Annotated in this window: 30 protein-coding genes and 1 pseudogene; 9 read left to right on the top strand and 22 right to left on the bottom strand. The window is 59.8% G+C overall.

The window, feature by feature from the left end:
* Nucleotides 1-26: 26 nt before the first annotated feature.
* The 8 genes and pseudogenes from AB7M32_RS15145 to thrS all read right to left on the bottom strand — a co-directional run bounded on the left by AB7M32_RS15145 (nt 27) and on the right by thrS (nt 7,326).
* Nucleotides 27-383 (bottom strand): MerR family transcriptional regulator, encoded by a 357-nt coding sequence (locus tag AB7M32_RS15145; RefSeq protein ID WP_003179985.1) that lies wholly within the window; start codon nt 381-383, stop codon nt 27-29.
* The gene (gene ihfA / locus AB7M32_RS15140) at nt 364-666 is read right to left on the bottom strand and encodes an integration host factor subunit alpha (protein WP_002553164.1); all 303 of its coding nucleotides are present in this window, start codon (nt 664-666) and stop codon (nt 364-366) included. Before ihfA ends, AB7M32_RS15145 begins: the two co-directional genes overlap by 20 nt.
* Nucleotides 667-669: 3 nt before the next feature.
* Nucleotides 670-3,049: pseudogene (gene pheT / locus AB7M32_RS15135) on the bottom strand (phenylalanine--tRNA ligase subunit beta).
* 35 nt (nt 3,050-3,084) lie between these two features.
* Nucleotides 3,085-4,101, bottom strand: coding sequence for a phenylalanine--tRNA ligase subunit alpha (gene pheS, locus AB7M32_RS15130; RefSeq protein ID WP_092198998.1), 1,017 nt, complete (start codon nt 4,099-4,101; stop codon nt 3,085-3,087).
* Between the two features lie 109 nt (nt 4,102-4,210).
* Nucleotides 4,211-4,567 (bottom strand): 50S ribosomal protein L20, encoded by a 357-nt coding sequence (rplT, locus tag AB7M32_RS15125; RefSeq protein ID WP_002553161.1) that lies wholly within the window; start codon nt 4,565-4,567, stop codon nt 4,211-4,213.
* A 30-nt stretch (nt 4,568-4,597) separates the two neighbouring features.
* Nucleotides 4,598-4,792, bottom strand: coding sequence for a 50S ribosomal protein L35 (gene rpmI, locus AB7M32_RS15120; protein WP_002553160.1), 195 nt, complete (start codon nt 4,790-4,792; stop codon nt 4,598-4,600).
* Nucleotides 4,793-4,852: 60 nt separating this feature from the next.
* Complete coding sequence (gene infC, locus AB7M32_RS15115; RefSeq protein ID WP_169432615.1) at nt 4,853-5,404, bottom strand: translation initiation factor IF-3; 552 nt, start codon at nt 5,402-5,404, stop codon at nt 4,853-4,855.
* On the bottom strand, nt 5,404-7,326 hold the full coding sequence (gene thrS / locus AB7M32_RS15110) for a threonine--tRNA ligase (RefSeq protein WP_014337550.1): 1,923 nt from the start codon (nt 7,324-7,326) through the stop codon (nt 5,404-5,406). Before thrS ends, infC begins: the two co-directional genes overlap by 1 nt.
* A 373-nt stretch (nt 7,327-7,699) precedes the next feature.
* Between thrS and AB7M32_RS15105 the strand changes: the two genes are divergently transcribed.
* From AB7M32_RS15105 to AB7M32_RS15095, 3 genes are read left to right on the top strand one after another with little or no spacing between them, the layout of a single operon-like run.
* Nucleotides 7,700-8,002, top strand: coding sequence for a hypothetical protein (locus tag AB7M32_RS15105; protein WP_454250378.1), 303 nt, complete (start codon nt 7,700-7,702; stop codon nt 8,000-8,002).
* Complete coding sequence (locus AB7M32_RS15100) at nt 7,983-8,264, top strand: hypothetical protein (protein WP_454250377.1); 282 nt, start codon at nt 7,983-7,985, stop codon at nt 8,262-8,264. Before AB7M32_RS15105 ends, AB7M32_RS15100 begins: the two co-directional genes overlap by 20 nt.
* Nucleotides 8,265-8,290: 26 nt before the next feature.
* The gene (locus AB7M32_RS15095; protein ID WP_003179963.1) at nt 8,291-8,503 is read left to right on the top strand and encodes a cold-shock protein; all 213 of its coding nucleotides are present in this window, start codon (nt 8,291-8,293) and stop codon (nt 8,501-8,503) included.
* A gap of 67 nt (nt 8,504-8,570) precedes the next feature.
* Here the strand turns inward: AB7M32_RS15095 and AB7M32_RS15090 are convergent, their stop codons facing one another.
* On the bottom strand, nt 8,571-8,885 hold the full coding sequence (locus AB7M32_RS15090; protein ID WP_072405214.1) for an I78 family peptidase inhibitor: 315 nt from the start codon (nt 8,883-8,885) through the stop codon (nt 8,571-8,573).
* Nucleotides 8,886-9,039: 154 nt separating this feature from the next.
* Nucleotides 9,040-9,345, bottom strand: a complete 306-nt coding sequence (locus AB7M32_RS15085) for a hypothetical protein (RefSeq protein WP_454250376.1) — start codon at nt 9,343-9,345, stop codon at nt 9,040-9,042.
* Nucleotides 9,346-9,475: 130 nt separating this feature from the next.
* Between AB7M32_RS15085 and AB7M32_RS15080 the strand changes: the two genes are divergently transcribed.
* Nucleotides 9,476-9,673, top strand: a complete 198-nt coding sequence (locus AB7M32_RS15080; protein WP_092442149.1) for a hypothetical protein — start codon at nt 9,476-9,478, stop codon at nt 9,671-9,673.
* Between the two features lie 48 nt (nt 9,674-9,721).
* Here AB7M32_RS15080 and AB7M32_RS15075 read toward each other — a convergent pair whose 3' ends face one another.
* From AB7M32_RS15075 to AB7M32_RS15040, 8 genes are all read right to left on the bottom strand, one after another.
* Nucleotides 9,722-10,750: a nucleoside hydrolase gene (locus tag AB7M32_RS15075; protein ID WP_072339745.1), complete on the bottom strand. Its 1,029-nt coding sequence runs from the start codon at nt 10,748-10,750 to the stop codon at nt 9,722-9,724.
* Nucleotides 10,751-10,780: 30 nt separating this feature from the next.
* A complete protein-coding gene (gene rbsD / locus AB7M32_RS15070) occupies nt 10,781-11,185 on the bottom strand; it encodes a D-ribose pyranase (protein WP_092476886.1) in 405 nt (134 codons plus the stop codon).
* Entirely contained in the window at nt 11,182-12,096 is a 915-nt protein-coding gene (gene rbsK / locus AB7M32_RS15065; RefSeq protein WP_454250375.1) for a ribokinase, read from the bottom strand. The genes rbsD and rbsK overlap by 4 nt, the downstream gene beginning before the upstream one ends.
* A 23-nt stretch (nt 12,097-12,119) precedes the next feature.
* Nucleotides 12,120-13,139 carry a LacI family DNA-binding transcriptional regulator gene (locus AB7M32_RS15060; RefSeq protein ID WP_092175792.1) on the bottom strand — a complete coding sequence of 340 codons (1,020 nt, stop codon included), beginning with the start codon at nt 13,137-13,139 and terminating at the stop codon, nt 12,120-12,122.
* A 3-nt stretch (nt 13,140-13,142) separates the two neighbouring features.
* Nucleotides 13,143-14,120, bottom strand: coding sequence for an ABC transporter permease (locus AB7M32_RS15055; RefSeq protein ID WP_060738184.1), 978 nt, complete (start codon nt 14,118-14,120; stop codon nt 13,143-13,145).
* Nucleotides 14,117-15,670 carry a sugar ABC transporter ATP-binding protein gene (locus AB7M32_RS15050; RefSeq protein WP_454250374.1) on the bottom strand — a complete coding sequence of 518 codons (1,554 nt, stop codon included), beginning with the start codon at nt 15,668-15,670 and terminating at the stop codon, nt 14,117-14,119. Before AB7M32_RS15050 ends, AB7M32_RS15055 begins: the two co-directional genes overlap by 4 nt.
* A gap of 54 nt (nt 15,671-15,724) precedes the next feature.
* Nucleotides 15,725-16,684 carry a substrate-binding domain-containing protein gene (locus AB7M32_RS15045; protein ID WP_454250373.1) on the bottom strand — a complete coding sequence of 320 codons (960 nt, stop codon included), beginning with the start codon at nt 16,682-16,684 and terminating at the stop codon, nt 15,725-15,727.
* A 133-nt stretch (nt 16,685-16,817) separates the two neighbouring features.
* Nucleotides 16,818-17,270, bottom strand: a complete 453-nt coding sequence (locus AB7M32_RS15040; RefSeq protein WP_072405221.1) for a hypothetical protein — start codon at nt 17,268-17,270, stop codon at nt 16,818-16,820.
* 206 nt (nt 17,271-17,476) lie between these two features.
* Between AB7M32_RS15040 and AB7M32_RS15035 the strand changes: the two genes are divergently transcribed.
* Nucleotides 17,477-17,776 (top strand): DUF1654 domain-containing protein, encoded by a 300-nt coding sequence (locus AB7M32_RS15035; protein ID WP_053121397.1) that lies wholly within the window; start codon nt 17,477-17,479, stop codon nt 17,774-17,776.
* A gap of 5 nt (nt 17,777-17,781) precedes the next feature.
* The gene (locus AB7M32_RS15030; protein WP_072405223.1) at nt 17,782-18,471 is read left to right on the top strand and encodes an endonuclease; all 690 of its coding nucleotides are present in this window, start codon (nt 17,782-17,784) and stop codon (nt 18,469-18,471) included.
* Nucleotides 18,472-18,628: 157 nt separating this feature from the next.
* Here the strand turns inward: AB7M32_RS15030 and AB7M32_RS15025 are convergent, their stop codons facing one another.
* Nucleotides 18,629-18,994: an SPOR domain-containing protein gene (locus tag AB7M32_RS15025; RefSeq protein WP_454250372.1), complete on the bottom strand. Its 366-nt coding sequence runs from the start codon at nt 18,992-18,994 to the stop codon at nt 18,629-18,631.
* 247 nt (nt 18,995-19,241) lie between these two features.
* Here AB7M32_RS15025 and csrA point away from each other — a divergent pair, with 247 nt between their 5' ends.
* The gene (gene csrA / locus AB7M32_RS15020; RefSeq protein ID WP_003179932.1) at nt 19,242-19,436 is read left to right on the top strand and encodes a carbon storage regulator CsrA; all 195 of its coding nucleotides are present in this window, start codon (nt 19,242-19,244) and stop codon (nt 19,434-19,436) included.
* Between the two features lie 193 nt (nt 19,437-19,629).
* On the opposite strand, the gene AB7M32_RS15015 is transcribed toward csrA, so the two are convergent.
* The 3 genes from AB7M32_RS15015 to AB7M32_RS15005 form a co-directional block, all read right to left on the bottom strand.
* On the bottom strand, nt 19,630-20,085 hold the full coding sequence (locus AB7M32_RS15015) for a DUF2214 family protein (protein ID WP_454250371.1): 456 nt from the start codon (nt 20,083-20,085) through the stop codon (nt 19,630-19,632).
* Between the two features lie 348 nt (nt 20,086-20,433).
* On the bottom strand, nt 20,434-21,816 hold the full coding sequence (gene cysS, locus AB7M32_RS15010; protein WP_072405226.1) for a cysteine--tRNA ligase: 1,383 nt from the start codon (nt 21,814-21,816) through the stop codon (nt 20,434-20,436).
* A gap of 20 nt (nt 21,817-21,836) precedes the next feature.
* The gene (locus tag AB7M32_RS15005) at nt 21,837-23,537 is read right to left on the bottom strand and encodes a glutamine--tRNA ligase/YqeY domain fusion protein (protein ID WP_454250370.1); all 1,701 of its coding nucleotides are present in this window, start codon (nt 23,535-23,537) and stop codon (nt 21,837-21,839) included.
* A gap of 249 nt (nt 23,538-23,786) precedes the next feature.
* Between AB7M32_RS15005 and AB7M32_RS15000 the strand changes: the two genes are divergently transcribed.
* Both AB7M32_RS15000 and lpxH read left to right on the top strand, forming a co-directional pair.
* A complete protein-coding gene (locus AB7M32_RS15000; protein ID WP_072405388.1) occupies nt 23,787-24,290 on the top strand; it encodes a peptidylprolyl isomerase in 504 nt (167 codons plus the stop codon).
* Nucleotides 24,287-25,057 (top strand): UDP-2,3-diacylglucosamine diphosphatase, encoded by a 771-nt coding sequence (lpxH, locus tag AB7M32_RS14995; RefSeq protein ID WP_454250369.1) that lies wholly within the window; start codon nt 24,287-24,289, stop codon nt 25,055-25,057. The genes AB7M32_RS15000 and lpxH overlap by 4 nt, the downstream gene beginning before the upstream one ends.
* Nucleotides 25,058-25,059 lie beyond the last annotated feature (2 nt).

Raw genomic sequence — 25,059 nt, 5'->3', positions numbered from 1 at the left:
AACTGGAAGTATTTAAAGCAGAAATTTTATTTCTTGAGCACCACCAGCACATCTTCAAGCTCGGCGATCATCTGGCGGATCATTTGTTTGTACTGGGTTGTATCGTCCTTGGCCTCATCACCGGAGAGGCGCAGGCGTGCGCCGCCGATGGTGAACCCTTGGTCGTACAGCAGCGCGCGGATCTGCCGGATCATCAGCACGTCTTGTCGCTGATAATACCGGCGGTTTCCGCGGCGCTTGACCGGGTTGAGTTGAGGAAACTCCTGCTCCCAATAGCGCAGCACGTGCGGTTTTACCGCACACAGCTCGCTGACTTCACCAATGGTGAAGTAGCGTTTGCCCGGGATGACGGGTAGTTCGTCGTTATGACTTGGTTCCAGCATAAGCCTCAACTCGGGCCTTCAACTTCTGCCCTGGACGAAAGGTGACCACACGGCGAGCCGTGATCGGGATTTCTTCTCCCGTTTTCGGATTGCGGCCAGGCCGCTGGCGTTTGTCCCGAAGGTCGAAATTGCCGAAACCGGACAACTTGACCTGTTCGTTGTCTTCCAGAGCGTGCCTGATTTCTTCGAAAAACAGTTCGACCAATTCTTTGGCCTCCCGTTTATTCAGGCCCAGCTCCTCATACAGACGTTCCGCCATCTCAGCTTTCGTCAGAGCCCCCATACGTCACTTCCTTAACGTGGCGTTCAACCTGTTTTCGAGCGAGGTGAGGATATTCTGCGTTGCGGTATTCACCTCATCGTCATTAAGAGTGCGCGATGGATGCTGCCAGGTCAAGCCAACTGCAAGGCTTTTTCTATGCGGATCAATACCTTTACCCTGATACACGTCAAATAGCCTGAGGTCCGTCAGCCATTCGCCTGCATTTTCACGTATTACGTCCAGTACAGCACTGGAAGCAACGTCACGGTCAGCCAGCAACGCAAGGTCACGACGCACTTCAGGAAAGCGCGATAACTCCTGGAATTTCGGCATTTTCCCTTGGGCCACTTCGGCCAGAACCAGCTCGAAAACGAAGACTGGACGATCGAGGCCCAGGGTTTTCGACAGTTCCGGGTGGATGGCACCGACATAGCCGACTTCACGCCCGTCTCGTTCGATGCGTGCGGTCTGCCCCGGATGCAGCGCCGGGTGCTTGCCTGGTACGAAAGTGAACGCGTCGAGCGCTCCGGCGAAACCGAGCACGGCTTCCACGTCAGCTTTGACGTCGAAGAAATCGACGACATCGCGACCTTGCGCCCAGCCTTCCGGCAAGCGACTGCCGCAGACGACACCGGCCAGCATCGGCTCTTGCTTCAAGCCGTCCAGTTGACCGACGAAGCGCAGGCCGCTTTCGAACAGACGCACGCGATCCTGCTGGCGGTTGAGGTTGTGCTGCAGCGATTTGACCAAACCAGGCCACAGGGACGAGCGCATGGCCGCCATGTCGTTGGAAATCGGGTTGGCCAGCAACAGCGGCTCGACACCAGGGCTGAACAGCTCGAACTGGCGCGGATCGATGAAGCTGTAGGTGATCGCTTCCTGATACCCACGAGCCACCAGCAGGCGGCGCAGTTCCGGCAGGTCGCTACGGGCTTCGGCCTTGGCCTGCGGGGCCAGGCGCGCTTGCGGGTAGCGAACCGGCAGACGGTTGTAGCCATACAGGCGGGCCAGTTCTTCGATCAGGTCGACTTCCAGGCTGATATCGAAGCGATGGCTTGGCACTTCGACGCGCCACTGCCCTGCCCCATCGGCGCTGATGTTCAGGCCGAGGGCGCTGAGCAGGCGTTCGACTTCAGCCGGGGCCATTTCCATGCCCAGCATCTGGGTGATGCGCTGGGCACGCAGGGTGACCGCGTGCAATCTTCGGCAGGTGCTGTTCGCTGACGGTCTCGATGATCGGGCCGGCTTCACCGCCAGTGATCTCCAGCAGCAGGCCAGTGGCGCGCTCCATGGCTTCACGGGCCAGTTGCCAGTCCACGCCACGCTCGTAGCGGTGCGAGGCGTCGGTGTGCAGGCCATAGGAACGCGCCTTGCCGGCGACGGCGATCTGGTCGAAGAACGCGCTTTCCAGGAATACATCGCGGGTCGTGGCGGATACGCCACTGTGCTCGCCACCCATTACGCCGGCAATCGCCAAGGCGCGGACGTGGTCGGCAATCACCAGGGTGTCGCTGCGCAGGGTCACTTCCTGGCCGTCGAGCAGCACCAGCTTTTCACCCTCTTCAGCCATGCGTACGCGGATGCCGCCGTTGATTTCGGCGAGATCGAACGCATGCAGCGGTTGCCCCAGCTCCAGCATCACATAGTTGGTGATGTCGACAGCGGCGTCGATGCTGCGCACGTCGGCGCGACGCAGACGCTCAACCATCCACAGCGGTGTTGGCTTGGACAGGTCGACGTTGCGGATCACGCGGCCCAGGTAACGCGGGCAAGCCGCCGGCGCCAGGACTTCAATCGAACGCACTTCGTCATGCACGGCCGGCACGGTCGCGACCACCGGACGCGTCACGGGGGCGGCATACAACGCGCCGACTTCGCGGGCCAATCCGGCCAGGGACAGGCAGTCGCCACGGTTCGGCGTCAAGTCGACTTCGATGCTCGCATCGTCCAGCCCCAGGTACTCACGGATGTCCTGGCCCACCGGCGCATCAACCGGCAGTTCCATCAGGCCATCGTTGCCCTCGCCGATCTGCAGTTCGGCCTGGGAGCACAGCATGCCGTTGGACTCGACGCCACGCAGCTTGGCTTTCTTGATCTTGAAATCGCCCGGCAGCTCGGCACCGATCATGGCGAACGGGATCTTCAGGCCTGGGCGCACGTTAGGTGCGCCGCAGACCACCTGGAAAGTCTCCGCGCCATTGCTGACCTGGCAAACCCGCAATTTGTCAGCGTCCGGGTGTTGCTCGGTGCTCAACACCTCGCCCACCACCACGCCGCTGAATTCTCCGGCGGCCGGCGTGACGCTATCGACCTCAAGACCGGCCATCGACAGGCGAGCGACCAGCTCGTCCCGGCTTACCTGCGGGCTTACCCAGCCGCGCAGCCATTGTTCACTGAATTTCATCCTGCTCTCCTAATAGATTCGTTACGGACTGCGACCTAGCGGAACTGCGCAAGGAACCGCAAGTCGTTGTCGAAGAACAGGCGCAAGTCATTCACACCGTAACGCAGCATGGCCAGGCGCTCGGCGCCCATGCCGAAAGCAAAACCCGAGAATTCTTCCGGATCGATACCGGACATACGCAGCACGTTCGGGTGAACCATCCCGCAGCCCATCACTTCCAGCCAGCCAGTCTGCTTGCAGACACGGCAACCTTTGCCGCTGCACATCACACATTCCATGTCGACTTCAGCGGAGGGCTCGGTGAACGGGAAGTACGAAGGGCGGAAACGCACCGCCAGTTCTTTTTCGAAGAACACCCGAAGGAATTCTTCGATCGTGCCTTTCAGGTCGGCGAAATTGATGTCGCGATCGACCAGCAGGCCTTCGACCTGGTGGAACATCGGCGAGTGGGTGATATCGGAGTCGCTGCGGTACACACGGCCTGGGCAAACGATGCGGATCGGCGGCTGCTGCGATTCCATGGTGCGGACCTGTACCGGCGAGGTATGGGTGCGCAACAGCATGTTCGCATTGAAATAGAAGGTGTCATGCATCGACCGGGCCGGGTGATGGCCTGGGATGTTGAGTGCCTCGAAGTTGTGGTAGTCGTCTTCGACCTCAGGGCCTTCGGCAATGCCGTAGCCGATGTGGGTGAAGAACTGCTCGATGCGTTCCAGGGTCCGGGTCACCGGATGCAAGCCACCGGAAGTCTGGCCACGGCCAGGCAGGGTCACGTCGATGGACTCGGCGGCGAGCTTGGCAGCCAGATCCGCCTCCTCGAGCAATGCCTTGCGCGCATTGAGGACTTCTGTGACACGCTCCTTGGCAACGTTGATCAGCGCACCGACCTGCGGACGCTCTTCGGCTGGCAGGTTCCCCAGGGTCTTCATCACCTGAGTCAACTCGCCCTTCTTGCCAAGGTAGTGAACCCGGATTTGCTCCAGGGCATTGATATCTTCAGCGCTTTGCACAGCCTCTAGTGCTTGAGCGACCAGCGCGTCCAGGTTTTCCATGTACAGACTCCAGATACAAAATAGGGGAAGAGCTTTAAGGCTCTTCCCCTATTTATGACGTTTGACACCAGGGCTCACAGAGGTGAGCCCGGGTGACTGCCGGGGGTACTTAAGCCAAGGTGGCTTTAGCTTTCTCGACAATCGCAGCAAACGCCGCTTTTTCGTTCACTGCCAGATCAGCCAGAACCTTACGGTCGATCTCGATGGACGCTTTTTTCAGGCCAGCGATGAAACGGCTGTAGGACAGACCGTTAACACGAGCACCAGCGTTGATACGAGCGATCCACAGAGCGCGGAACTGACGTTTTTTCTGACGACGGTCACGGTAGGCGTATTGGCCTGCCTTGATTACCGCTTGCTTGGCAACACGGAATACGCGGGAGCGCGCGCCGTAGTAGCCTTTAGCAAGTTTCAGAATTTTTTTGTGACGCTTACGGGCAATGACGCCACGCTTTACACGAGCCATGAGTTACTTCCTCTATTCTTGATCCAAAAATTAACGAAGGCGCAGCATGCGCTCGACTTTTGCCACGTCAGACGGATGCAGCAAGCTGCTACCGCGCAGTTGACGCTTACGCTTGGTCGACATTTTGGTCAGGATGTGGCTCTTGAAAGCGTGCTTGTGCTTGATACCGTTAGCAGTTTTCAGAAACCGCTTAGCAGCACCACTTTTGGTTTTCATCTTTGGCATGTTCGGATACTCCGCATTCAGTTGATAAACATAATCGCAAGGCCTGCCGTGCCCTGGTGATTACTTCTTCTTTTTCGGGGCGATGACCATGATCAGCTGGCGTCCTTCCATCTTAGGATGCTGTTCGACCGAACCGTACTCGAGCAGGTCTTGTTCAACCCGCTTGAGGAGTTCCATCCCCAGCTCCTGGTGGGCCATCTCACGGCCGCGGAATCGCAAGGATACCTTGGCCCTGTCCCCATCACTCAGGAAACGTACCAGGTTGCGCAGTTTTACCTGGTAATCCCCTTCCTCCGTCCCTGGACGAAACTTGATTTCTTTTACCTGAATCTGCTTCTGGTTTTTCTTCGCCGCGGCAATCTGCTTCTTCTTCTCGAAGATCGACTTGCCGTAGTCCATCACCCGGCAAACCGGTGGGACTGCGTCCGCGGAAATTTCTACCAGATCAAGCTTTGCTTCTTCAGCAATACGAAGCGCTTCATCAATCGAGACGATGCCAATCTGCTCGCCGTCAGCGCCAATTAACCGAACCTCGCGTGCCGAGATATTCTCGTTGATCGGGGCTTTCGGTGCAGCTCGTTTATCTTGTCTCATTTCACGCTTAATAATAATTACTCCAAATCTGGGCGACCACGCCGGGAAACCGCTTGCGCGAGGAACTCAGCGAATTCGGCGACGGGCATCGAGCCCAGGTCAGCACCTTCACGAGTACGCACAGCGACAGTCTGCATCTCGACCTCCCGATCTCCAATAACCAAGAGAAAGGGAACCTTGAGCAAAGTATGCTCGCGGATTTTAAAGCCGATCTTTTCATTTCTCAAGTCGGACTTGGCACGAAATCCGCTTTGGTTGAGAGTTTTTTCGACTTCAGCGGCAAAATCTGCCTGTTTATCAGTGATATTCATGATCACTGCCTGGGTCGGTGCCAGCCACGCAGGGAACGCACCCTCGTAGTGTTCGATCAGAATCCCGACGAAACGCTCGAACGAACCAAGGATCGCGCGGTGAAGCATGACCGGGTGCTTGCGGCTGTTGTCTTCGGACACGTATTCGGCGCCCAGACGGATCGGCAGGTTAAAATCGAGCTGCAGGGTACCACACTGCCAGACGCGACCTAGGCAATCTTTCAGCGAGAACTCGATCTTCGGACCGTAGAAAGCCCCCTCGCCCGGTTGCAGATCATACGCAAGGCCCGCGCTATCGAGGGCGGCGGCCAGGGCCGCTTCGGCGCGATCCCACAGCTCGTCGGAACCAACGCGCTTTTCCGGACGAGTGGATAGCTTCATCTCGACTTCGGTGAAGCCGAAGTCCCGGTAGACGTCCATGGTCAGCTTGATGAAGGCGGCGGATTCGGCCTGCATCTGCTCTTCGGTGCAGAAGATGTGCGCATCGTCCTGGGTAAACGCACGCACGCGCATGATGCCGTGCAGCGCGCCCGACGGCTCGTTGCGGTGGCAGGCACCGAACTCGGCCAGGCGCATCGGCAGCTCGCGGTAGCTTTTCAGGCCCTGGTTGAACACCTGCACGTGGCATGGGCAGTTCATCGGCTTGATGGCGTAGTCGCGGTTTTCCGACTGAGTGGTGAACATGTTGTCGGCGTAGTTGGCCCAGTGCCCGGATTTCTCCCACAGGCTGCGGTCCACCACTTGCGGCGTCTTGATCTCCAGGTAGCCGTTCTCACGCTGGACCTGGCGCATGTACTGCTCGAGCACCTGGTACAGGGTCCAGCCGTTCGGGTGCCAGAACACCATGCCCGGGGATTCTTCCTGGGTGTGGAACAGGCCCAGGCGCTTGCCGATCTTGCGGTGATCGCGTTTCTCAGCTTCTTCGATGCGCTGGATGTAGGCCGCCAGTTGCTTCTTGTCCGCCCAGGCGGTGCCGTAGACGCGCTGCAACTGCTCGTTCTTCGCATCGCCACGCCAGTAGGCGCCGGACAGCTTGGTCAGCTTGAAGGATTTGAGGAAACGTGTGTTCGGCACGTGCGGACCGCGGCACATGTCGACGTATTCTTCGTGGTAGTACAGGCCCATGGCCTGCTCGTCCGGCATGTCTTCCACCAGACGCAGCTTGTAGTCCTCGCCACGGGCCTTGAAGACTTCGATGACTTCGGCGCGCGGAGTAACTTTCTTGATGACGTCGTAATCTTTCTCGATCAGCTGCTGCATGCGCTGTTCGATGGCGGCCATGTCGTCTGGCGTGAAAGGACGCTCGAAGGCGATGTCGTAATAAAAGCCTTCGTCGATGACCGGCCCGATGACCATCTTCGCGCTCGGGTACAGCTGCTTGACCGCGTGGCCAACCAAGTGCGCGCAGGAGTGGCGAATGATCTCCAGCCCCTCTTCATCCTTGGGCGTGATGATTTGCAGCGTGGCGTCGCTGTCGATGACGTCACTGGCGTCGACCAGTTTACCGTTGACCTTGCCGGCCAGGGTGGCCTTGGCCAGGCCCGCGCCGATGGATGCGGCAACCTCGGCTACGGAAACCGGGTGATCGAACGAACGTTGACTGCCGTCGGGAAGAGTAATAGTTGGCATGGCGCCTCCTCTCCTAGTGGTGACCCCTACCAAAGGTCACGTGGGTTGGGATGAGCCAGTACAAGATCCAGTCCAGGCCATTCAATGACGAACGCCTGCCTTACAGCGGCAGGAGCCTTGCGGCCAACCGGGAAAACCGAACCAGAGTGACTGGGATTCAAATCAGGGTTATTCGGACTCTTTGCCACCGGGACGAACAATCATCCGCAGCCTGGAAATAGCCGAGCCCGGCATGCTAGCACAGATGAACGGTCATCGATGCACAAGGCTGTCACAGGAAGGCAAATCGTCCGCTTTTATGCCAGAGTGCTGAACTTGATCGGCCCTAGAGCCCTCGAATCACAGAACATCGACCCAGAAGGAGCATCCCCGCATGCGTCTCAATACCCTGTTCGCCGTAGTCGCCCCCATTGTTCTGCTGCTGCCGTTGAGTGCCCACGCCGAATGGCCGAAGGGCGAGCGGGATAAATACATGGCCCAGTGCACACAGGCGGCTACCCCGCAGATTGGCGCGGCGGCAGCCAAATCCCACTGCGCCTGTGGCGCCGACGCCATCAAGTCCTACCCGGCGCGTGATATCCAGGCGCTGATGGACAACAAGGCCACCCCTGAACTGCAGCAGAAAGCCCTTGGCGAGATCGCCAAATGCAAGGCCAATGTGCCTGCGAAAAAGTGAAAAACTGGAGCCTTTAAAGCCATCCGGGGCTGATAAAAAGCCCAAAAAAGCGTTTTTTTGTACTATTTATGCAGGTTTTACAGCTTTTTTTATCGTCTTTACTTTCGGCTCAAAGCCTTTAAAACCGGGCCTTTCAGCGGGTAAAGGCGATAAAGTAAACACGACTGATTGGCAAACAGCGCCTGCGGGGGGCTCCCAAATCGAACATTTCGACTATGATACCCGGGTGTGCCCAGTTGGCCTGAGCAGCACAGTACACTGAAAATATATGTTTCTTGGAGATACACCATGTCTAATCGCCAAACCGGCACCGTTAAATGGTTCAACGATGAAAAAGGCTTCGGCTTCATCACTCCTCAAGGTGGCGGTGACGACCTGTTCGTACACTTCAAAGCTATCGAAAGCGACGGTTTCAAAAGCCTGAAAGAAGGCCAGACCGTTTCCTTCGTGGCTGAGAAAGGCCAAAAGGGTATGCAAGCTGCACAGGTTCGCCCAGAGTAATTTCTCGGCGCACAAAAAAACCCCGTCCATGTGACGGGGTTTTTTATGGGCGATTGAAAACCCTCAATCAGCCACAGTTCACCCGGTTGATCACCAGGTTGGCATCGGTATTGAGGTTCAGGCGATCGGAGCGGTACTCGAGCGTGACCATGTCGTTGGGCTTGAGGATCCGGGCATTCTGCGCGCCGGCACGGGTACGGGCCTGCTCCAGCAACTGTGGCGAGGCCTTCTTGCCGATGGCGAACTCGGCGGCCTTTGCTTCGCAGCGGCTGTGACCCGTTTCGGTCGCCACAGGTTCGGGGGTCGATTCAGAGGTGCTGCTGCAACCGCTCAAGAACATGGCGGCCAGCAAAGTACTCAATGACGCGAGCTTCCAAGGCATGAAGCCTCCTTTTTTCGATGAATAAACAGAGAGCGTGCGACAGCCCAAACGGCGCTTGGTTTCAACACCGCAACCATCAGGCCGGGAAAGCTGGCAGTTTGCCTGAGCCCACTGCCCTGTTCAGGCCTGAATCGTGACTGGATATGAACGCGGTTCAATAAACGTCAATGTAATCGAAGGGCGGATTGGGCCAGTTGTCCTTCAGCGCGTTGTAGATCTGCATGACCCAGACCTCGTCGCTGGCAGCGACCCGGCCGACGTACCCCGAGCCCTTCGCCCACGTTTCGAGCCGAAACCGCAAGCCGTCGATGTCAGCGCCACCGACCACACCCGAAGACAAATAGGCGATGCCGTCCTTGGTCACGCGCAGTTGGGTATGCTCATCGTCACTGGCCGAGGCCAGCAATTGACGAACCGCCTCGACGGTCAGGCCATCAGGAGCGTTCAAATCTATCTGCACGGCGAAGCTCCTTTGAAAAATAAAAGAACAAGTGTCGCACAGCCCTCCCCCCAATGCCTAAGTCGCAGTGCCAAATCCCGGGCAAAAATGTTTAACTCAGCCTACAGACCTTCAACTCGCGAGCCCGACCATGAGTACCGTCAGTATCGAAGCCACCATCAATGCCAAATGGTCGGAGGGCCACAGCTCCTATAGCCCGGGCAGCCCGGAGGAGCTGGCAATCATCAGCATAGAATTGTTGGTGAAAGAGCTGGGGATAGAAGTTGCCCGCAACTTCATCCAGCAGACATTCGAGCGCTACCCGAGCATCGTCGACGCCGTGGATTGAAACACGCGCCCACAGGTCCAGCCCGGGGGCGCGCTATAGCCAGACAGATTACTTCAGGCGCGCCAGGCGCTCGGTCAGCAGGTCAAAGAACCCCTGGGCATCACCGTTTTCCACCCAGAACGCGTTCTTCGGCGCCTTCAGGCCGTCGTACCAGTCGACGATGGTCTGCCCGAACGTCGGGCCCTCGCGACTGTCCACGACAACATTGACCGAACGGCCAGTGAACAATTGCGGCTTGAGCAGGTAGGCAATCACGGTCGCGTCATGCACCGGCCCGCCCGTCATGCCGTAGTGCTCCATGTCGCCCTTGACGTATTCGTTGAGGATATCGCCCACCAGCTTGCTGGCATTGTTATTCAGCGCCGCGATCTGCTTCAGGCGTGCCTCGCTGGTGAGAATCTTGTGGGTCACGTCCAACGGCAGGTAGGTCAGCTTCACGCCGCTCTTGGCCACCACCTCGGCCGCCTGCGGATCGGCGAACAGATTGAACTCGGCCACCGGCGTGATATTGCCGCCGTTGAAGTGCGCACCGCCCATGATCACCACTTCCTTGATGCCCTGGACAATGTCCGGCTCCTGGACCAACGCCAGCGCCAGGTTGGTCTGCGGCCCCAGCATGGCAATAGTGATGCTGTGGGGCTTGGCCGCCTTCAGCGTGTCGATCAGGTAGTTGACGGCATTGCCTTCGGCCAGACCCTTCTTCGGCTCGTGCACCGTGACACCCGACAGGCCTTCCTTGCCATGGATGTTTTCTGCGTAGATGGGCGTGCGCATCAAGGGTTTCGGCGCACCGGCGTAGACCGGCACGTCTTCGCGCCCTGCCCACTCACGGGCCAGGCGAGCGTTGCGCGAGGTCTTGTCCAGGCGCACATTGCCGGCGACGGTGGTCAGCGCACGGATATGCAGCTCCTCGGGCGACGCCAGGGCGAACAGCAGAGCCACCACGTCGTCGGCGCCTGGGTCGGTGTCGATGATCAGGTCGATCTTTTCCGCCGCCTGGGCGCTCGTTGCAGTGATCAGTGACAAAAGCAGCAGACTCCGGATCAGTTGATGCATTTTCTCAGCATAGCGGTGCATAGCGCACTCCTTGTGCAGGGTTGAACAGGGTTAGAACGTCACTCCAGCGACCAGCACGATATTGCAGTATGGCGAGCATTCGCCTGTGCGAATGATCGCCCGCGCCTGTCGGCTGATAACCTTGAATTGCTCATGGCTGACCAACGCCCGCTCACCCAACGCCCCCTCGGCATTCAGCGTCTCCAGGGTTGTCAGAGCCAACGGCTGCTTATCGAGGATTTCCTCGGCCAGGACATGGCTTTCCACCTGCATTTCGCTGAGCACCACCTTCAAGGTGCTGACAAAATCAGGAATGCCATGGGTCAAGGCCAGGTCGATCAATTCGACCTGGGGCGGCACGGGCAGGCCGGCATCACCGATGACCACCTTGTCGCCATGGCCGAGGGAAGCGATCAGTCGGGACAGTGCCACATTCAATAACGGCGTCTTTTTCATGATTTGAAAGCCTGTACTTCCAGCAACGTGGGGATTGAAGGTTGCGCGCCGGCGCGGGTGACCGACAGCGCGGCGGCGACCTGGCCGAAACGAATCGCATCGACCTCGCTTTTGCCGCTGGCCAAGGCTGCCGCGAAGCCGCCGACAAAGGTATCTCCGGCAGCCGTGGTGTCCACGGCCTTGACCCGCGGGGCCGGGAAATGCTCGAAGCTGGCGCCGTTGGCGAACATCAGCCCCTGGGCCCCCAGGGTGACGATCACCTTGCCGGCACCGGCGGCGATCAAATGCGCGGCGGCGGCCTCTGCGGTTTCCAGGGAATCCACTGCCAACCCGCTCAGCACCGCTGCTTCGCTTTCATTGGGAATCAGGTAGTCGACGCAGGCGTACCAGTCGGCGGGCAGCGTATGGGAAGCAGGCGCCGGGTTGAGGATGACGATTTTGCCCAACTCACGCCCGCGCTTGAGGGCATGGCCGACGGTGGCATCCGGCACTTCGAGCTGGCAGATGATGACATCGGCGCCTTGCAGCACGTCATCGACACCGTCCAGGACCTCGGCGGTGAGCGCACCGTTGGCGCCGGCGACGATAACGATCGCATTCTGGCTGTTGTCGTCGACGACAATCAGCGCCACGCCGCTGGAGCCCTCTTCCACGCGGACCGCCTGGCAGTCGATACCCTCGGCCAGCAACGCGCCGCGCAATTGCTCGCCATAGGCATCGTCGCCCACGCAGCCGACCATCGACACCTGCGCCCCCAGGCGCGCGGCGGCTACCGCCTGGTTGGCGCCCTTGCCACCGGGGATGGTGGCGAACGACTCGCCGATCAAGGTTTCACCACCACGGGGCAAGCGCGGCGCCCGGGTTACCAGGTCCATGTTCAGACTGCCTATTACCACTACTTTTGCTGGCATACATCACTACTCATCAATTCGGTTCAGCGGTATTGGGCGAATGTACCGGACAGCGGTGCAGTCGACTCTCGCAAGACAATACTCGGCGTCACGATCCGCTGGTCGGTGGCAAGGCCCGGCGTAGCGATACGCCGCAGCAACACTTCGGCCGCCATCTCCCCGAGCTGCAGGATCGACTGCCCCACCGTGGTCAACGCCGGGTAGACATAGCGGCTCATCTGGATGTCATCGAAACCGATAACCGACAGTTCGCTGGGCACACGCACATTGCGTTCAGCCGCGGCGCGCAGTACACCGATGCCGATCATGTCGTTGGCCGCGAAGATCGCGCTGGGCGGTAGCTGTTCAAGCAGTTGCGCGGCGGCGCGGTAACCGCCGGTACTGGTGAAATCGCTCTCGAGCATGCGCTCGACAGGCAGCTCGATCCCGGCCTCTTTCAGCGCCCGGCAATAACCGGCCAGGCGCATTTGCGCCACGCTGGTATCGGCCGGGCCGCCGATGAAGGCGATATCGTGGTGACCCAACTCCAGCAGGTGCCGGGTCGCCAGGTAGGCGCCGTATTCATGATCGATGCGCACCAGGTCCGCGTCGACACCATCGAGCCCGCGGTCGACGATCACCATGGGCGTGCGCACGCTGGCCAGGCCCTCGGCCAGGCCGACATCGCCTCCGGCGGAGGCGAAGATCAGGCCATCGATGCGTTTTTCCAGCAGCACCCGCAGGTAACTGCGTTGCTTGTCCGGGTTGTCGTCGGAGTTGCACAGGATCACGCAATAGCCGTTGCGCTCACAGTAATCCTCGATACCCCGGGCCAACTCGGCAAAGTAAGGGTTGAGGCTGTTGGGCACCAACAGGCCGATGGTCGCCGTGGTCTTGGCCTTGAGCGAACGGGCCACGGCGCTGGGCACATAGTCCAGGCGCTCGATGGCCGCCTCGACCTTGAGCCGCACCTCTTCGCTGACCGGCCGCGTCTTGTTCACCACGTGGGACACGGTGGTGTAGGAAATCCCCGCGAGCGCTGCTACATCCTTGATCGTCGCCATGGTTCAGCCCCGCCGACTGGCGCGCTGACTGCGATAGGTATCGAGCACGACCGCTACCACGATCACCGCGCCGGTAATGATGCGCTTGGTCGGTTCGGTAGCGCCGATCTGCGCCAGGCCCGCCGCCAGCACGGAGATGATCAACACGCCAAAGAAGGTACTGATGACCGAGCCGCGCCCACCCATCAGGCTGGTACCGCCGATGACCACCGCCGCGATCACCTGCAGTTCCAGCCCTGAGCCAGCGTTCGGGTCCGCGGCCTCCAGGCGGGAAATCTGGAACAACGCCGCCACGCCGGCCAGCAAGCCCATCAGGCTGAACACCAGGATCTTGTACGGTTTTGGATTGATGCCGGCCAGGCGCACGGCTTCTTCATTGGTGCCGATGCCGATCAGGTAGCGACCGAACACGGTGCGGGTCAGTACCGCCTGGGCAATGAAGATCACCAGCAAGGCGATGATGAACGAGGGCGAGATACCAAAGGCGATGGGGTTGGACAGCCAGGCGAACGAGTCGCCGATGTAGGCGGTCCGGGAACCGGTCATCTGGTACGCCAGGCCCCGGGCCATTTCCAGCACGCCGAGGGAGACGATGAACGATGGAATCCGCCAGGCAACGGTGATCGAACCGGTGACCGTACCCGCCAGCGCCGCCACGGCCATGCCGAGCAAGGCCGATGGCCAGACACTCCAGCCCCAGCCAAGTACGGCCACGCTGACCGTCGATGCCGCCAATGCCAGCACCGAGCCCACCGACAGGTCGATGCCGCCAATGATCAGGATGAACGTCATGCCGACCGCCAACACCATCAGGTCGGGAATCTGGTTGGCCAAGGTGCTGAACGTGTCATAGGACAGGAAGTGGCTGCTCAAGGTCGAGAACAGCGCGACCATGGCCAGCAGCGCGCCGGCCAAGCCCAGGTAGGTTCCGAGGCCATAGAAGTTGCCACTCGATTTACCGACGGCAGATGCGGTTTTCATGAAAAATCCCTAGGCGCTGCTTCGTTGAGCAACGCATCACGTTTCTGGTAGCCGGCGAATGCGGCGGCAAGCAAGTCATCCTGGGTCCAGCTGTCGCGCTCGAAGGTGTCGATCAGGCGCCCGGCGGACAGCACGCCGATCCGGTCGCAGATCAACATCAGTTCCCGCAGGTCACTGGACACCACGACCAACGCCTTGCCCTGACGAGTCAATTCGCCGAGCAGCGCATAAATGTCGAATTTGGCGCCGACGTCGATACCACGGGTCGGCTCGTCGAACAGCATGACCGCGCAATCGCGTTCGAGCCAACGACCGATCACGACCTTCTGCTGGTTGCCGCCCGACAGCTCGGACACCAACTGGGTCGGACTGGAACTGCGAATGCGCATGGCATCGACCTGGCGTTGCGCCAAGGCCAGTTCGGCGCTGCTATTGACCAGGCCGGCGCTGGAAATCTCCGGCATGTTGCCCAGGGCAATGTTGGCGGCGATGGACTGCGTCAGCAGCAAGCCTTCGCCCTTGCGGTCTTCGGTGATCAACGCGATGCCATGGGCCACCGCATCGGACGGCGAGCGAATGCTCACCACCCGGGCCGGCGAACCCAGCGCCACCGTGCCGCTGTCGGCCGGATCGGCACCGAAGATCAGCCGCAACAGTTCGGTGCGCCCTGCCCCGATCAGGCCGGAGATGCCGAAGATCTCGCCGCTGCGGACTTCGAAGGACACGTCGCGAACCTTGTCGGAACGGGTCAGGCCTTTAACGGTCAACGCCGGCGCGCCGATCTGGCGTGGGCCAAGGTCGATATGTTCGCCCAGCTCCCGGCCGACCATCAGGGTCACCAGTTGCTCGCTGTCGTAGTTGGCCATCGGTTCGACACAGACCAGGTTGCCATCGCGCAGCACCGCAATGCGCTGGGCGACCCGCGCCAGTTCTTCGAGGCGATGGGAAATGTAGATGATCGACACGCCACGCGCCTGCAAGCGGGTGATCTGCTCAAAGAGCATTTCGACTTCGCGAGCCGTCAGCATGGCGGTCGGCTCATCGAGAATCAGCACATGGCAATCGCCAATCAGGTTGCGGGCGATCTCGACCATCTGTTGGTGACCGATCCCCAGCTCGCCGACCAGCGTGTCGGGATCGATCGCATCAAGCCCCACCTGGGCCATGGCCTCGATGGCCGCCTTGCGCAATTGCTTGCGACTGATCCAGCCGCCGTGGCTGGGCAGGTTGTCGAGGAACAGGTTTTCAGCCACGGACAGGGTCGGCAGCAGGTTGAGTTCCTGCATCACCATGCGTACGCCCAGCTCTTCAGCCTGGGTCCGGCTGCCGGGACGATAATCCTGCCCCTGAAATTGCATCTGCCCGGTCGTCGGCGTCACCAGCCCGCCGATGATCTTGGACAGGGTGCTTTTGCCGGCGCCATTTTCACCGGTCAGCGCCAGCACTTCACCGCGCATCAACGTCAGGTTGATATCGGCCAGTACCGGCTGGGCATAGGTCTTGCCGATACCGCTGACGCACAGGACAGCGTTCGGGTCGCGAACGGACATAACAAACTCTCCAATGCGCTCGCCCGGTGGGCGAGCACCGTTGTGTCGCCAGGATTACTGCTTGGTCACCAGCTCGACCGGAGTTTCGATAACGCCGTTGGTACCGCTGTCGACTTTTTCGCCCTTGAGCATCTTCAGCGCTGTTTCGATGCCGAACACGGCCTGCTTGGCGGCGAACTGGTCGGCGGTCGCCAGGACACGACCGTCCTTGAGCATTGGCTTGATGGCGTTGATGTTGTCGTAGCCAACCACCTGCACTTTGCCCGCCTTGCCCGCCGCGCGCACGGCCGATACGGCACCGACCGCCATGCTGTCGTTACCGGCCAGCAGTGCCTTGATGTTCGGGTATTCGCTGAGCATCGACGCGGCAACCTGGTTGCCCTTGTTGATTTCCCAGTCGCCGGATTGCAGGGACACGACCTTGACCTGCGCCGCCTCCATCGCATCCTTGAAGCCCGCGGTGCGTGCCTGGGCGTTGGTGGTGGTGGAGACACCTTCGATGATGCCGACTTCGTCACCGGCCTTGAGTTGCTTGGCCAGGTACTCGCCCACCAGCCGCGCGCCCTTGCGGTTGTCAGGACCTACGAACGGCACGTTGATGTTCTTGCTCTTGACCACGGCCGGATCGAGTTGGTTATCGATGTTGATGACCGTGATGCCGGCATCCACGGCTTTCTTGATTACCGGCACCATGGCCTTGGAATCCGCTGGCGCGATGATCAGGGCATCGACCTTGGACACGATCATCTGCTCGACGATGCGGATCTGGTTGGCGGTGTCGGTTTCATCCTTGATCCCGTTGGAGATCAGATCGAAATCGGCGGAGTGTTCCTTCTGATAGGCCTTGGCGCCGTCTTCCATGGTCAGGAAGAATTCGTTGGCCAGGGATTTCATGACCAGGGCAACCTTGGGTTTTTCTGCGGTCTGGGCAAATGCCGAGGAGAGAGGCAACGCAGCGGATGCGGCCGCGAGCATGGCAACAGCGAGAAGGCGTCCAGCGAATGGCAACTTCATGGGTTCACTCCGATCTTATGATTATTGTGAGCAAATCAATGCACGGAACGCCGCGCAAACGTTTGCGTGAAGTGAACTATGGTAAGGCTTCGCAGATTTGTCAACGTTGCGGTTTGATCCGCAACGTCGAAGTTCAGACCGTCGTGTTGACCACCGAACCCGAACCGGCGCCCTTGGCCAGCTCCGTGACCAGGCGACCGGTGACTTCCAGCAAAGCGCCACTGGTGTCGGCGATCTGCCCTTGGATGGCCATGACCGCCGAAGCCTTGGCTTCTTCCGTTGCATAGTCGCGCGCTTCTGCAGCGGCCAGTTGCTGTTGCTGCTCCCTGAGCTGCTGCTGAAGCTCTTGCATCCGCTTGAGCAGAACCTGGACCGCCACGCTCTGGGTGCTACCGGCCTCCTGCGCCTGGTCGGTTGCTTCAGCGCCAGCGCCCATACCCGTGCGGACCTTGCCCGAGGCTTGAGTTGTACCCAGGGCCTCATCGGCGGCCTGAGCTTCTGCCTCGCTCAAAGCTTTCAGGGTGGCTGCGGATTTTCCGCCGATGGTCACCGCTGCCGCATTGGGAAAGCCGATGGAAAACGACATATCAAAACTCCATGAAGGGGGATTCCTAGGTAAGGACATCGCCCGCCGAAGCAATTTCTTTAGCGCCCGCTGAAATCAGTCAATAGCTTCGCTCCCCTGAACGGCTGCCACCTGTTGACGCAAGCCAATAAAAAATTCCTTTCTCCTACACCAAAACGGAAAAAGTGCTGTCAGACGATCTTCTTGAATTTTAAGTAGTTGCGTAAATGCCTACGGTTAAATACTGTATGCCCGTACAGCTTAATAAGGATAATCCTGTGGCCACCCCCTCCGCTGCAACTACTCCCTTAGATTCCTATACACGACTCGGCCTTCGGGTCTCGAAAATCATCAACGCTCCCACCGCGCAAAAAGCCAAGGCCGCGCTGATCTTCCGCCTGCCCGACGAGCCGGTGGATGAGTGGGAACGTCTCCTGGAAGAAATCGACGAGAACGACAACGTGACCCTCGCCTATCGCGACGACGGTGGCGTGCAGGTTTTCTGGGTTGTGCCGAAGGAAGATTGAGCCTGATGAGTGTTCGCTGTTTAGCTTTTTTGCTTGTGTTCATCGCCATGGGCGCACAGGCCGGTGCCCCGCGCACCTTCAACGAAGCCAAGAAAATCGCCTGGAAGCTCTACGCCCCGCAATCCACCGAGTTCTACTGTGGCTGCAAATACACCGGCAATCGCGTGAACCTGGCCGCCTGCGGTTATGTCCCGCGCAAAAATGCCAGCCGTGCCGCCCGCATCGAGTGGGAGCATATCGTTCCGGCGTGGCAGATCGGCCATCAGCGTCAATGCTGGCAACAAGGCGGTCGCAAGAACTGCACCCGCTATGATCCAGTCTATCAACGGGCCGAGGCCGACCTGCACAACCTGGTGCCGAGCATCGGGGAAGTGAATGGCGATCGCAGCAATTTCAGTTTCGGCTGGCTGCCGGAGCAAAAGGGCCAATACGGCTCATGCCTGACCCAGGTGGATTTCAAGGCCAAGAAGGTCATGCCTCGCCCTTCCATCCGGGGGATGATCGCCCGGACCTATTTCTACATGAGCAAGCAATATGGCCTGCGCCTGTCGAAACAGGACCGGCGCCTGTATGAAGCCTGGGACAAGACCTACCCGGTCGAAAGCTGGGAACGTCAGCGCAACCAGAGCGTGGCATGCGTCATGGGACGTGGGAACGAGTTCGTGGGACCGGTGGACATGAAGGCCTGCGGTTGACCTTGCACTTGTGAACAGCACAAAACCAACTGTGGGAGCGAGCTTGTTCGCGATAGCGTTGGATCAGCCAGCGTTGATGTTGACTGACATGCCCCTATCGCGAGCAAGCTCGCTCCCACAGGTTTTGTGGCTTGGCTGACTTTTTTGGGCTGCCCGATTATTGGGCCGTCGGGTAATCCACCACCAACGTCTCGATGTTGCGTTTCTTCGCGCGGACCAGGGCGGCCGTGACCTGCTCCTGCTTGGCCTTGGCTTCGGCCTCGGAATTCAAAGGGCCGACCAGGACGCGTTCCTTGCCGTTTTCCCGCACCACCGTTGACATGAAGCTGTGCTCGATGAGCCAACCGGTCAGGTCGCTGACAGCCTGCGGCGTCTGGCCACGAACCTCGACGGCCCACTGCGGCGCGGCAGCGACGGCCGGTGCGGAGGTCGCGGCGGGCTTCGGCTTCGGTGCTTCGACATCCCGCCCTTCACCGCACCCTGCCAGCATCCATACCGCGATAACCCAAGCCAATTTACGCACAACGTTTCCCCCGGAAGACATGAGGCATGGATTTTAGCATCCGTGCCCGTCAAGATCGCCGCAAACAATGCTCAAAACACGAGAATCCTGCCCGGCGTCTCTGTATAGTCGCACCCTGGGAATTAATGCTGCATCTGCACGTCAGAAAGAGGCACCCACATTGTGACACTTAGCACTAATCTATAAGCAGTACCGACATCTGCACTGTCTGAATCAGGTGCCCTATAAAGCAATCAAGGAGAACACCATGCTGATACTCACCCGCAAAGTCGGTGAAAGCATAAACATTGGTGACGACATCACGATCACCATTCTGGGCGTTAGCGGCCAACAAGTACGGATTGGCATCAACGCCCCGAAAAACGTTGCGGTGCATCGTGAAGAGATCTATCAGCGTATTCAGGCCGGCCTTACCGCCCCTGACAAGCCGCAAACTCCCTGAACATTGCAGCAGTCCGCAGCCAGCCCGTTTGCATCGTCGCAATGGCTGGCTAAAGATTCTGGCCGACTGCGCCGCCCCCTGCCCCACCCCGCCTTCTTTCGCCCCGTCTGTGAATCGATACTAATGGCATGGCGCTTGGCATGGCTGTCAGACGTTTCGTTTTAATGATGACGAAGCAGGCGTTCGCGGCCGGTCAGCCCAGGCCCACGCCGCGTGCCATGCCTGTGGCGGCGACGACCATCAAGATCAGCAACAAGGCTTCGATGTGGCTGATTCGTGCGAGGCGGCCGGCTTTCGAAGGATCGATCGCCCCCCCTTTACCCAGTGCCATCCGCCATTTGATCAGGGCGATCATCGGTACGATCTCTAGCAGCAGAATCAGCAGCAGCAACGTCATCTTCAAGTGAAAAAGCGGTTGGTGCAGGTAATAGTCCGTGCCTTTTTCGTACCCGCCAAAAGCGCGCATCCCACCGGTCACCAGCAGCACCAGCGCCGACAAGCCCCACAGGTTGTCAGCCACCAAGACACTCCGCACCGCGCCCACACCGCCCGCCAGGCGCCGCAACGCCGTACCGCGGGTCAGCACCGCCCAGAACCCGAGGGCGAACGCCAGCAGATGAATTGCCGCAAGCGACCAATGAGCCAACATGGAAGACTCCTGACAGTGGGAACGTCGAATCGACCAGACAGTACTAGCTCATAAAGGAATGATTGCCAGGCTGAGCACAAAAAAATTGTGGGATTTTCAATGCATGCGATGCCTGTGGACCGCTCAAAAAACTATGGGAGCGAGCTTGCTGGCGATGGCAATCTTTCATTCAACATTATCGTTGACTGATCCGACGCTATCGCGAGCAAGCTCGCTCCCACAATTGGATGAATGCCACCGGCCCCGTGGGAGCGGGCTTGCCCGCGAAGACGGCGGCTTATTCAACATCTCAGTGACAGAGACACCGCTTTCGCGAGCAAGCCCGCTCCCACATAGACCGGGGTGGACTCAGTCCGCCAATCGCCAGGTCGTCCCGCCCTTCCCGTCTTCCAGCACCACGCCCATGGCGGTGAGCTGGTCGCGGATGCGGTCGGATTCGGCCCAATCCTTGTTGGCCCGCGCAGCCAGGCGTGCCTGGATCAATGCCTCCACCTCGGCGGCGTCCACGCGGCCTTCGGCACCGGCCTGCAGGAAGTCATCGGCTTCGAGCTGCAACACACCCAGCACGCTGGCCAGTTCTTTCAAGCGGGCCGCCAGGCCAGCCGCGGCATTGAGATCGCTCTCACGCAGGCGGTTGATCTCGCGCACCATCTCGAACAGCACCGCGCAGGCTTCCGGCGTACCGAAGTCGTCGTTCATCACTTCGGTGAAACGCGCCACGAACCCTTCGCCACCGGCAGGCGGCACGGCGGGCAGGCCCTTCAACGCATGATAGAAACGCTCCAGGGCACCCTTGGCGTCCTTGAGATTGTCTTCCGAGTAGTTGATGGCGCTGCGATAGTGGCTCGACACCAGCAGGTAACGCACGACTTCCGGGTGATACTTGTCGAGCACGTCACGGATGGTGAAGAAGTTGTTCAAGGACTTGGACATCTTCTCGCCGTTGATCCGGATCATGCCGCAATGCATCCAGGCATTGGCGTAGGTCTTGCCGGTGGCCGCTTCGCTCTGGGCGATTTCGTTTTCGTGGTGCGGGAACTCCAGGTCGCTGCCGCCGCCATGAATGTCGAAGGTCTCGCCCAGGCAGCAGGTGGACATCACCGAGCATTCGATGTGCCAGCCCGGACGCCCGGCGCCCCATGGCGACTCCCAGCTCGGCTCGCCCGGCTTGGCCGCCTTCCACAGCACGAAGTCCAACGGGTCCTGTTTCGACTCGTCGACTTCAATGCGCGCGCCGATGCGCAGGTCTTCGATCTTCTTGCGCGACAGCTTGCCGTAGCCCATGAACTTGGCGACGCGGTAGTACACGTCGCCATTGCCCGGTGCGTAGGCGTAGCCCTTGTCGATCAAGGTCTGGATCATCGCGTGCATGCCCGGAATGTGGTCGGTGGCACGCGGCTCCATGTCCGGTTTCTTGATATTCAGGCGCGCTTCATCTTCGTGCATCGCGGCAATCATGCGCTCGGTCAACGCTTCGAACGACTCGCCGTTCTCGTTGGCGCGGTTGATGATCTTGTCGTCGATGTCAGTGATGTTGCGCACGTAGGTCAGGTCATAACCGCTGAAACGCAGCCAGCGGGTCACCAGGTCGAAGGCGACCATGCTGCGACCATGGCCGAGGTGGCAGTAGTCGTACACGGTCATCCCGCAGACGTACATGCGCACCTTGTTGCCATCCAGCGGCTTGAAGACTTCTTTGCTCTTGGTGAGCGTGTTGTAGATCGTAAGCACGGTGCTTCCTTAAGACTTGATCACTGGCCCCACGAATCACGCAGGGTCACGGTACGGTTGAATACCGGCTGGCCTGGTTTCGAGTCCTTGATATCCGCGACGAAGTAGCCTTCGCGCTCGAACTGGAAACGGTCTTCCGGCTGTGCCTTGCCCAGCGAGGGTTCAGCACGACAACCGGTCAGCACCTGCAGTGAGTCAGGATTGATGTTGTCCAGGAAACTCGCGCTGTCTTCGGCCTTCTCCGGGTTCGGAGAGCGGAACAGGCGATCGTACAGACGCACTTCGCACTCGACGCTGGCAGCGGCCGGCACCCAGTGGATCACGCCCTTGACCTTGCGACCTTCCGGGTTCTTGCCCAGGGTGTCGGGGTCGTAGGAGCAACGCAGCTCGACGATGTTGCCGTCGGCGTCCTTGATCGCTTCGTCGGCACGGATCACGTAGCTGCCGCGCAGACGCACTTCGCCGTTCGGCTCCAGGCGCTTGTAGCCTTTTGGCGGCTCTTCCATGAAGTCATCGCGGTCGATGTAGATTTCACGGGCGAACGGCAGTTTGCGCACGCCGAGCTCTTCTTTTTGTGGATGACGCAGCAGTTCGAGGTTTTCAACCTGGTCTTGCGGGTAGTTGGTGATCACGACCTTCAACGGACGCAACACGCACATGGCGCGCGGGGCATTCGCATCCAGATCCTGACGGATGCTGAACTCGAGCATGCCGAAATCGACCACACCGTCGGAACGGTTGGTGCCGATCATCTCGCAGAAGTTGCGGATCGACGCCGGCGTGTAGCCACGACGGCGGAAGCCCGACAGCGTCGACATGCGCGGGTCGTCCCAACCGTTGACGTGCTTCTCGTCCACCAATTGCTTGAGCTTGCGCTTGCTGGTGATGGTGTAGTTCAGGTTCAAGCGGCTGAATTCGTACTGGCGCGGGGTGGCCGGCACGGGCAGGTGCTCGAGGAACCACTCGTACAACGGACGATGGCTTTCGAACTCCAGGGTGCAGATCGAGTGGGTGATGCCCTCGATGGCGTCCGACTGACCGTGGGTGAAGTCATAGTTGGGGTAGATGCACCACTTGTCGCCGGTCTGGTGGTGATGGGCGTGACGGATGCGGTACATGATCGGGTCGCGCAGGTTCATGTTCGGCGAGGCCATGTCGATCTTGGCGCGCAGCACCCGTGCGCCGTCCGGGAACTCGCCGGCGCGCATGCGGGCGAACAAGTCCAGGTTCTCTTCCACGCTGCGCTCACGGAACGGGCTGTTCTTGCCCGGCTCGGTCAGGCTGCCGCGGTACTCCTTGGCCTGCTCGGGGGTCAGGTCGCACACGTAGGCGTTGCCGGACTTGATCAGTTCCACCGCCCAGTCGTGCAACTGGTCGAAATATTGCGAGGCGTAGCGCACCTCACCGGACCATTCGAAACCCAGCCACTTGACGTCGCTTTCGATCGCGTCGATGTATTCCTGATCTTCCTTGGCCGGGTTGGTGTCGTCGAAACGCAGGTGCGTGACGCCGCCGAACTCCTGGGCCAGACCGAAATTCACGCAGATCGACTTGGCATGGCCGATGTGCAGGTAGCCGTTGGGCTCCGGCGGGAAACGAGTGACGATCTGTGTGTGCTTACCCGAGTCCAGGTCCGCCTGGATGATCGGGCGCAGGAAATTGACCGGCACGGCCGGGCCGGTCTTGGAATTCGAGGTAGGGTCGACAGTGGGCTTGCTCATAGGATCCTTGAACAGACAAGTGCGCGGCCGGGTGCGGCCTGATAAATCAAAGCCCGTATCATAGCCGATGCTGTCAAGTACCTGACAGGCCAGGCCGGCAAACGATTGAATTTAATCGACGGCCAGATGAAAAACAGCCTCGAAATTCGTGCCCGGCACGCTAAACTGCCCAACCTGGCCGATTGCAGCCAGACCGGTTGCGGGCGTTTGTGCCCCGAAACCCACGAATTCCTTGAAAGAGTACCGACCATGAGCAAAGTCAAACTGACCACCAACTTCGGTGACATCGTTCTGCAACTGAACGCCGAGAAAGCGCCGCTGACCGTGGCCAACTTCATCGAATACGTCAACGCCGGCCACTACGAAAACACCGTGTTCCACCGCGTCATCGGCAACTTCATGATCCAGGGCGGCGGCTTCGAACCGGGCATGAAGGAAAAGAAAGACAAGCGCCCGAGCATCCAGAACGAAGCCGACAACGGCCTGCCGAACAAGAAGTACAGCGTTGCCATGGCCCGTACCATGGAGCCGCATTCGGCCTCCGCGCAGTTCTTCATCAACGTGGCCGACAACAGCTTCCTGAACCACAGCGCCAAGACCGTACAGGGCTGGGGCTACGCGGTGTTCGGTGAAGTGATCGAAGGCACCGACGTGGTCGACAAGATCAAGGGCGTCGCCACCACTTCCAAGGCTGGCCACCAGGACGTCCCGGCAGACGACGTGATCATCGAGAAAGCCGAGATCATTGAGTGATATTGCTGATTTCAGACTTGCATCTGGAAGAGGAGCGCCCGGACATCACCCGGGCGTTTCTGGATTTACTCGCCACACGCGCCCGCTCGGCGCAAGCGTTGTACATCCTCGGCGACTTTTTCGAAGCCTGGATCGGCGACGATGCCATGACGCCGTTCCAGCGTTCCATCTGCCAGGCCCTGCGCGAATTGAGCGACAGCGGCACGGCCATCTTCCTGATGCACGGCAATCGCGACTTCATGCTGGGGCAGGCCTTTTGCAAAGCGGCCGGCTGCACCCTGCTCAAGGACCCGAGTGTCGTGCAGCTCAATGGCGAACCGGTGCTGCTGATGCATGGCGACAGCCTCTGCACCCGCGACGAAGGCTACATGAAGCTGCGGCGCTGGCTGCGCAACCCGGTCACGCTGTTCATCCTGCGTCACCTGCCGCTGGGCAGCCGCCAGAAACTGGCGCGCAAACTGCGCAGCGAAAGCCGCACGCAAACCCGCATGAAAGCCAATGACATCGTCGACGTCACGCCTGAAGAGATCCCGCGGATCATGCAGCATTACGGCGTGAAGACCCTGGTCCACGGCCACACCCACCGCCCCGCCATTCACAAGCTGCAACTGGGCGAACACGCCGCCCGGCGCATCGTGCTGGGGGATTGGGACAAGCAAGGCTGGGCCTTGCAGGTGGATGAGCAGGGGTTTGCGTTGGCGCCGTTTGGGTTCGCCCCGCCGCCGCTGTTATCAGCGCCCGACACAATCTCCAGCAGCCCAACCTGAAT

The sequence above is a fragment of the Pseudomonas sp. R151218B TE3479 genome (assembly GCF_053629195.1).
This window is presented reverse-complemented; position numbering and strand designations above follow the sequence as displayed.

Excerpts from the sequence above, each read along its gene's own strand:
- AB7M32_RS15145 (WP_003179985.1), bottom strand. The coding sequence starts at position 383 with ATGCTGGAACCAAGTCATAACGACGAACTACCCGTCATCCCGGGCAAA.
- ihfA (WP_002553164.1), bottom strand. The coding sequence starts at position 666 with ATGGGGGCTCTGACGAAAGCTGAGATGGCGGAACGTCTGTATGAGGAG.
- pheS (WP_092198998.1), bottom strand. The coding sequence starts at position 4,101 with ATGGAAAACCTGGACGCGCTGGTCGCTCAAGCACTAGAGGCTGTGCAA.
- rplT (WP_002553161.1), bottom strand. The coding sequence starts at position 4,567 with ATGGCTCGTGTAAAGCGTGGCGTCATTGCCCGTAAGCGTCACAAAAAA.
- rpmI (WP_002553160.1), bottom strand. The coding sequence starts at position 4,792 with ATGCCAAAGATGAAAACCAAAAGTGGTGCTGCTAAGCGGTTTCTGAAA.
- thrS (WP_014337550.1), bottom strand. The coding sequence starts at position 7,326 with ATGCCAACTATTACTCTTCCCGACGGCAGTCAACGTTCGTTCGATCAC.
- AB7M32_RS15105 (WP_454250378.1), top strand. The coding sequence starts at position 7,700 with ATGCGTCTCAATACCCTGTTCGCCGTAGTCGCCCCCATTGTTCTGCTG.
- AB7M32_RS15100 (WP_454250377.1), top strand. The coding sequence starts at position 7,983 with ATGTGCCTGCGAAAAAGTGAAAAACTGGAGCCTTTAAAGCCATCCGGG.
- AB7M32_RS15095 (WP_003179963.1), top strand. The coding sequence starts at position 8,291 with ATGTCTAATCGCCAAACCGGCACCGTTAAATGGTTCAACGATGAAAAA.
- AB7M32_RS15090 (WP_072405214.1), bottom strand. The coding sequence starts at position 8,885 with ATGCCTTGGAAGCTCGCGTCATTGAGTACTTTGCTGGCCGCCATGTTC.
- AB7M32_RS15080 (WP_092442149.1), top strand. The coding sequence starts at position 9,476 with ATGAGTACCGTCAGTATCGAAGCCACCATCAATGCCAAATGGTCGGAG.
- AB7M32_RS15075 (WP_072339745.1), bottom strand. The coding sequence starts at position 10,750 with ATGCACCGCTATGCTGAGAAAATGCATCAACTGATCCGGAGTCTGCTG.
- rbsD (WP_092476886.1), bottom strand. The coding sequence starts at position 11,185 with ATGAAAAAGACGCCGTTATTGAATGTGGCACTGTCCCGACTGATCGCT.
- rbsK (WP_454250375.1), bottom strand. The coding sequence starts at position 12,096 with ATGCCAGCAAAAGTAGTGGTAATAGGCAGTCTGAACATGGACCTGGTA.
- AB7M32_RS15060 (WP_092175792.1), bottom strand. The coding sequence starts at position 13,139 with ATGGCGACGATCAAGGATGTAGCAGCGCTCGCGGGGATTTCCTACACC.
- AB7M32_RS15055 (WP_060738184.1), bottom strand. The coding sequence starts at position 14,120 with ATGAAAACCGCATCTGCCGTCGGTAAATCGAGTGGCAACTTCTATGGC.
- AB7M32_RS15050 (WP_454250374.1), bottom strand. The coding sequence starts at position 15,670 with ATGTCCGTTCGCGACCCGAACGCTGTCCTGTGCGTCAGCGGTATCGGC.
- AB7M32_RS15045 (WP_454250373.1), bottom strand. The coding sequence starts at position 16,684 with ATGAAGTTGCCATTCGCTGGACGCCTTCTCGCTGTTGCCATGCTCGCG.
- AB7M32_RS15040 (WP_072405221.1), bottom strand. The coding sequence starts at position 17,270 with ATGTCGTTTTCCATCGGCTTTCCCAATGCGGCAGCGGTGACCATCGGC.
- AB7M32_RS15035 (WP_053121397.1), top strand. The coding sequence starts at position 17,477 with ATGCCTACGGTTAAATACTGTATGCCCGTACAGCTTAATAAGGATAAT.
- AB7M32_RS15030 (WP_072405223.1), top strand. The coding sequence starts at position 17,782 with ATGAGTGTTCGCTGTTTAGCTTTTTTGCTTGTGTTCATCGCCATGGGC.
- csrA (WP_003179932.1), top strand. The coding sequence starts at position 19,242 with ATGCTGATACTCACCCGCAAAGTCGGTGAAAGCATAAACATTGGTGAC.
- AB7M32_RS15015 (WP_454250371.1), bottom strand. The coding sequence starts at position 20,085 with ATGTTGGCTCATTGGTCGCTTGCGGCAATTCATCTGCTGGCGTTCGCC.
- AB7M32_RS15005 (WP_454250370.1), bottom strand. The coding sequence starts at position 23,537 with ATGAGCAAGCCCACTGTCGACCCTACCTCGAATTCCAAGACCGGCCCG.
- AB7M32_RS15000 (WP_072405388.1), top strand. The coding sequence starts at position 23,787 with ATGAGCAAAGTCAAACTGACCACCAACTTCGGTGACATCGTTCTGCAA.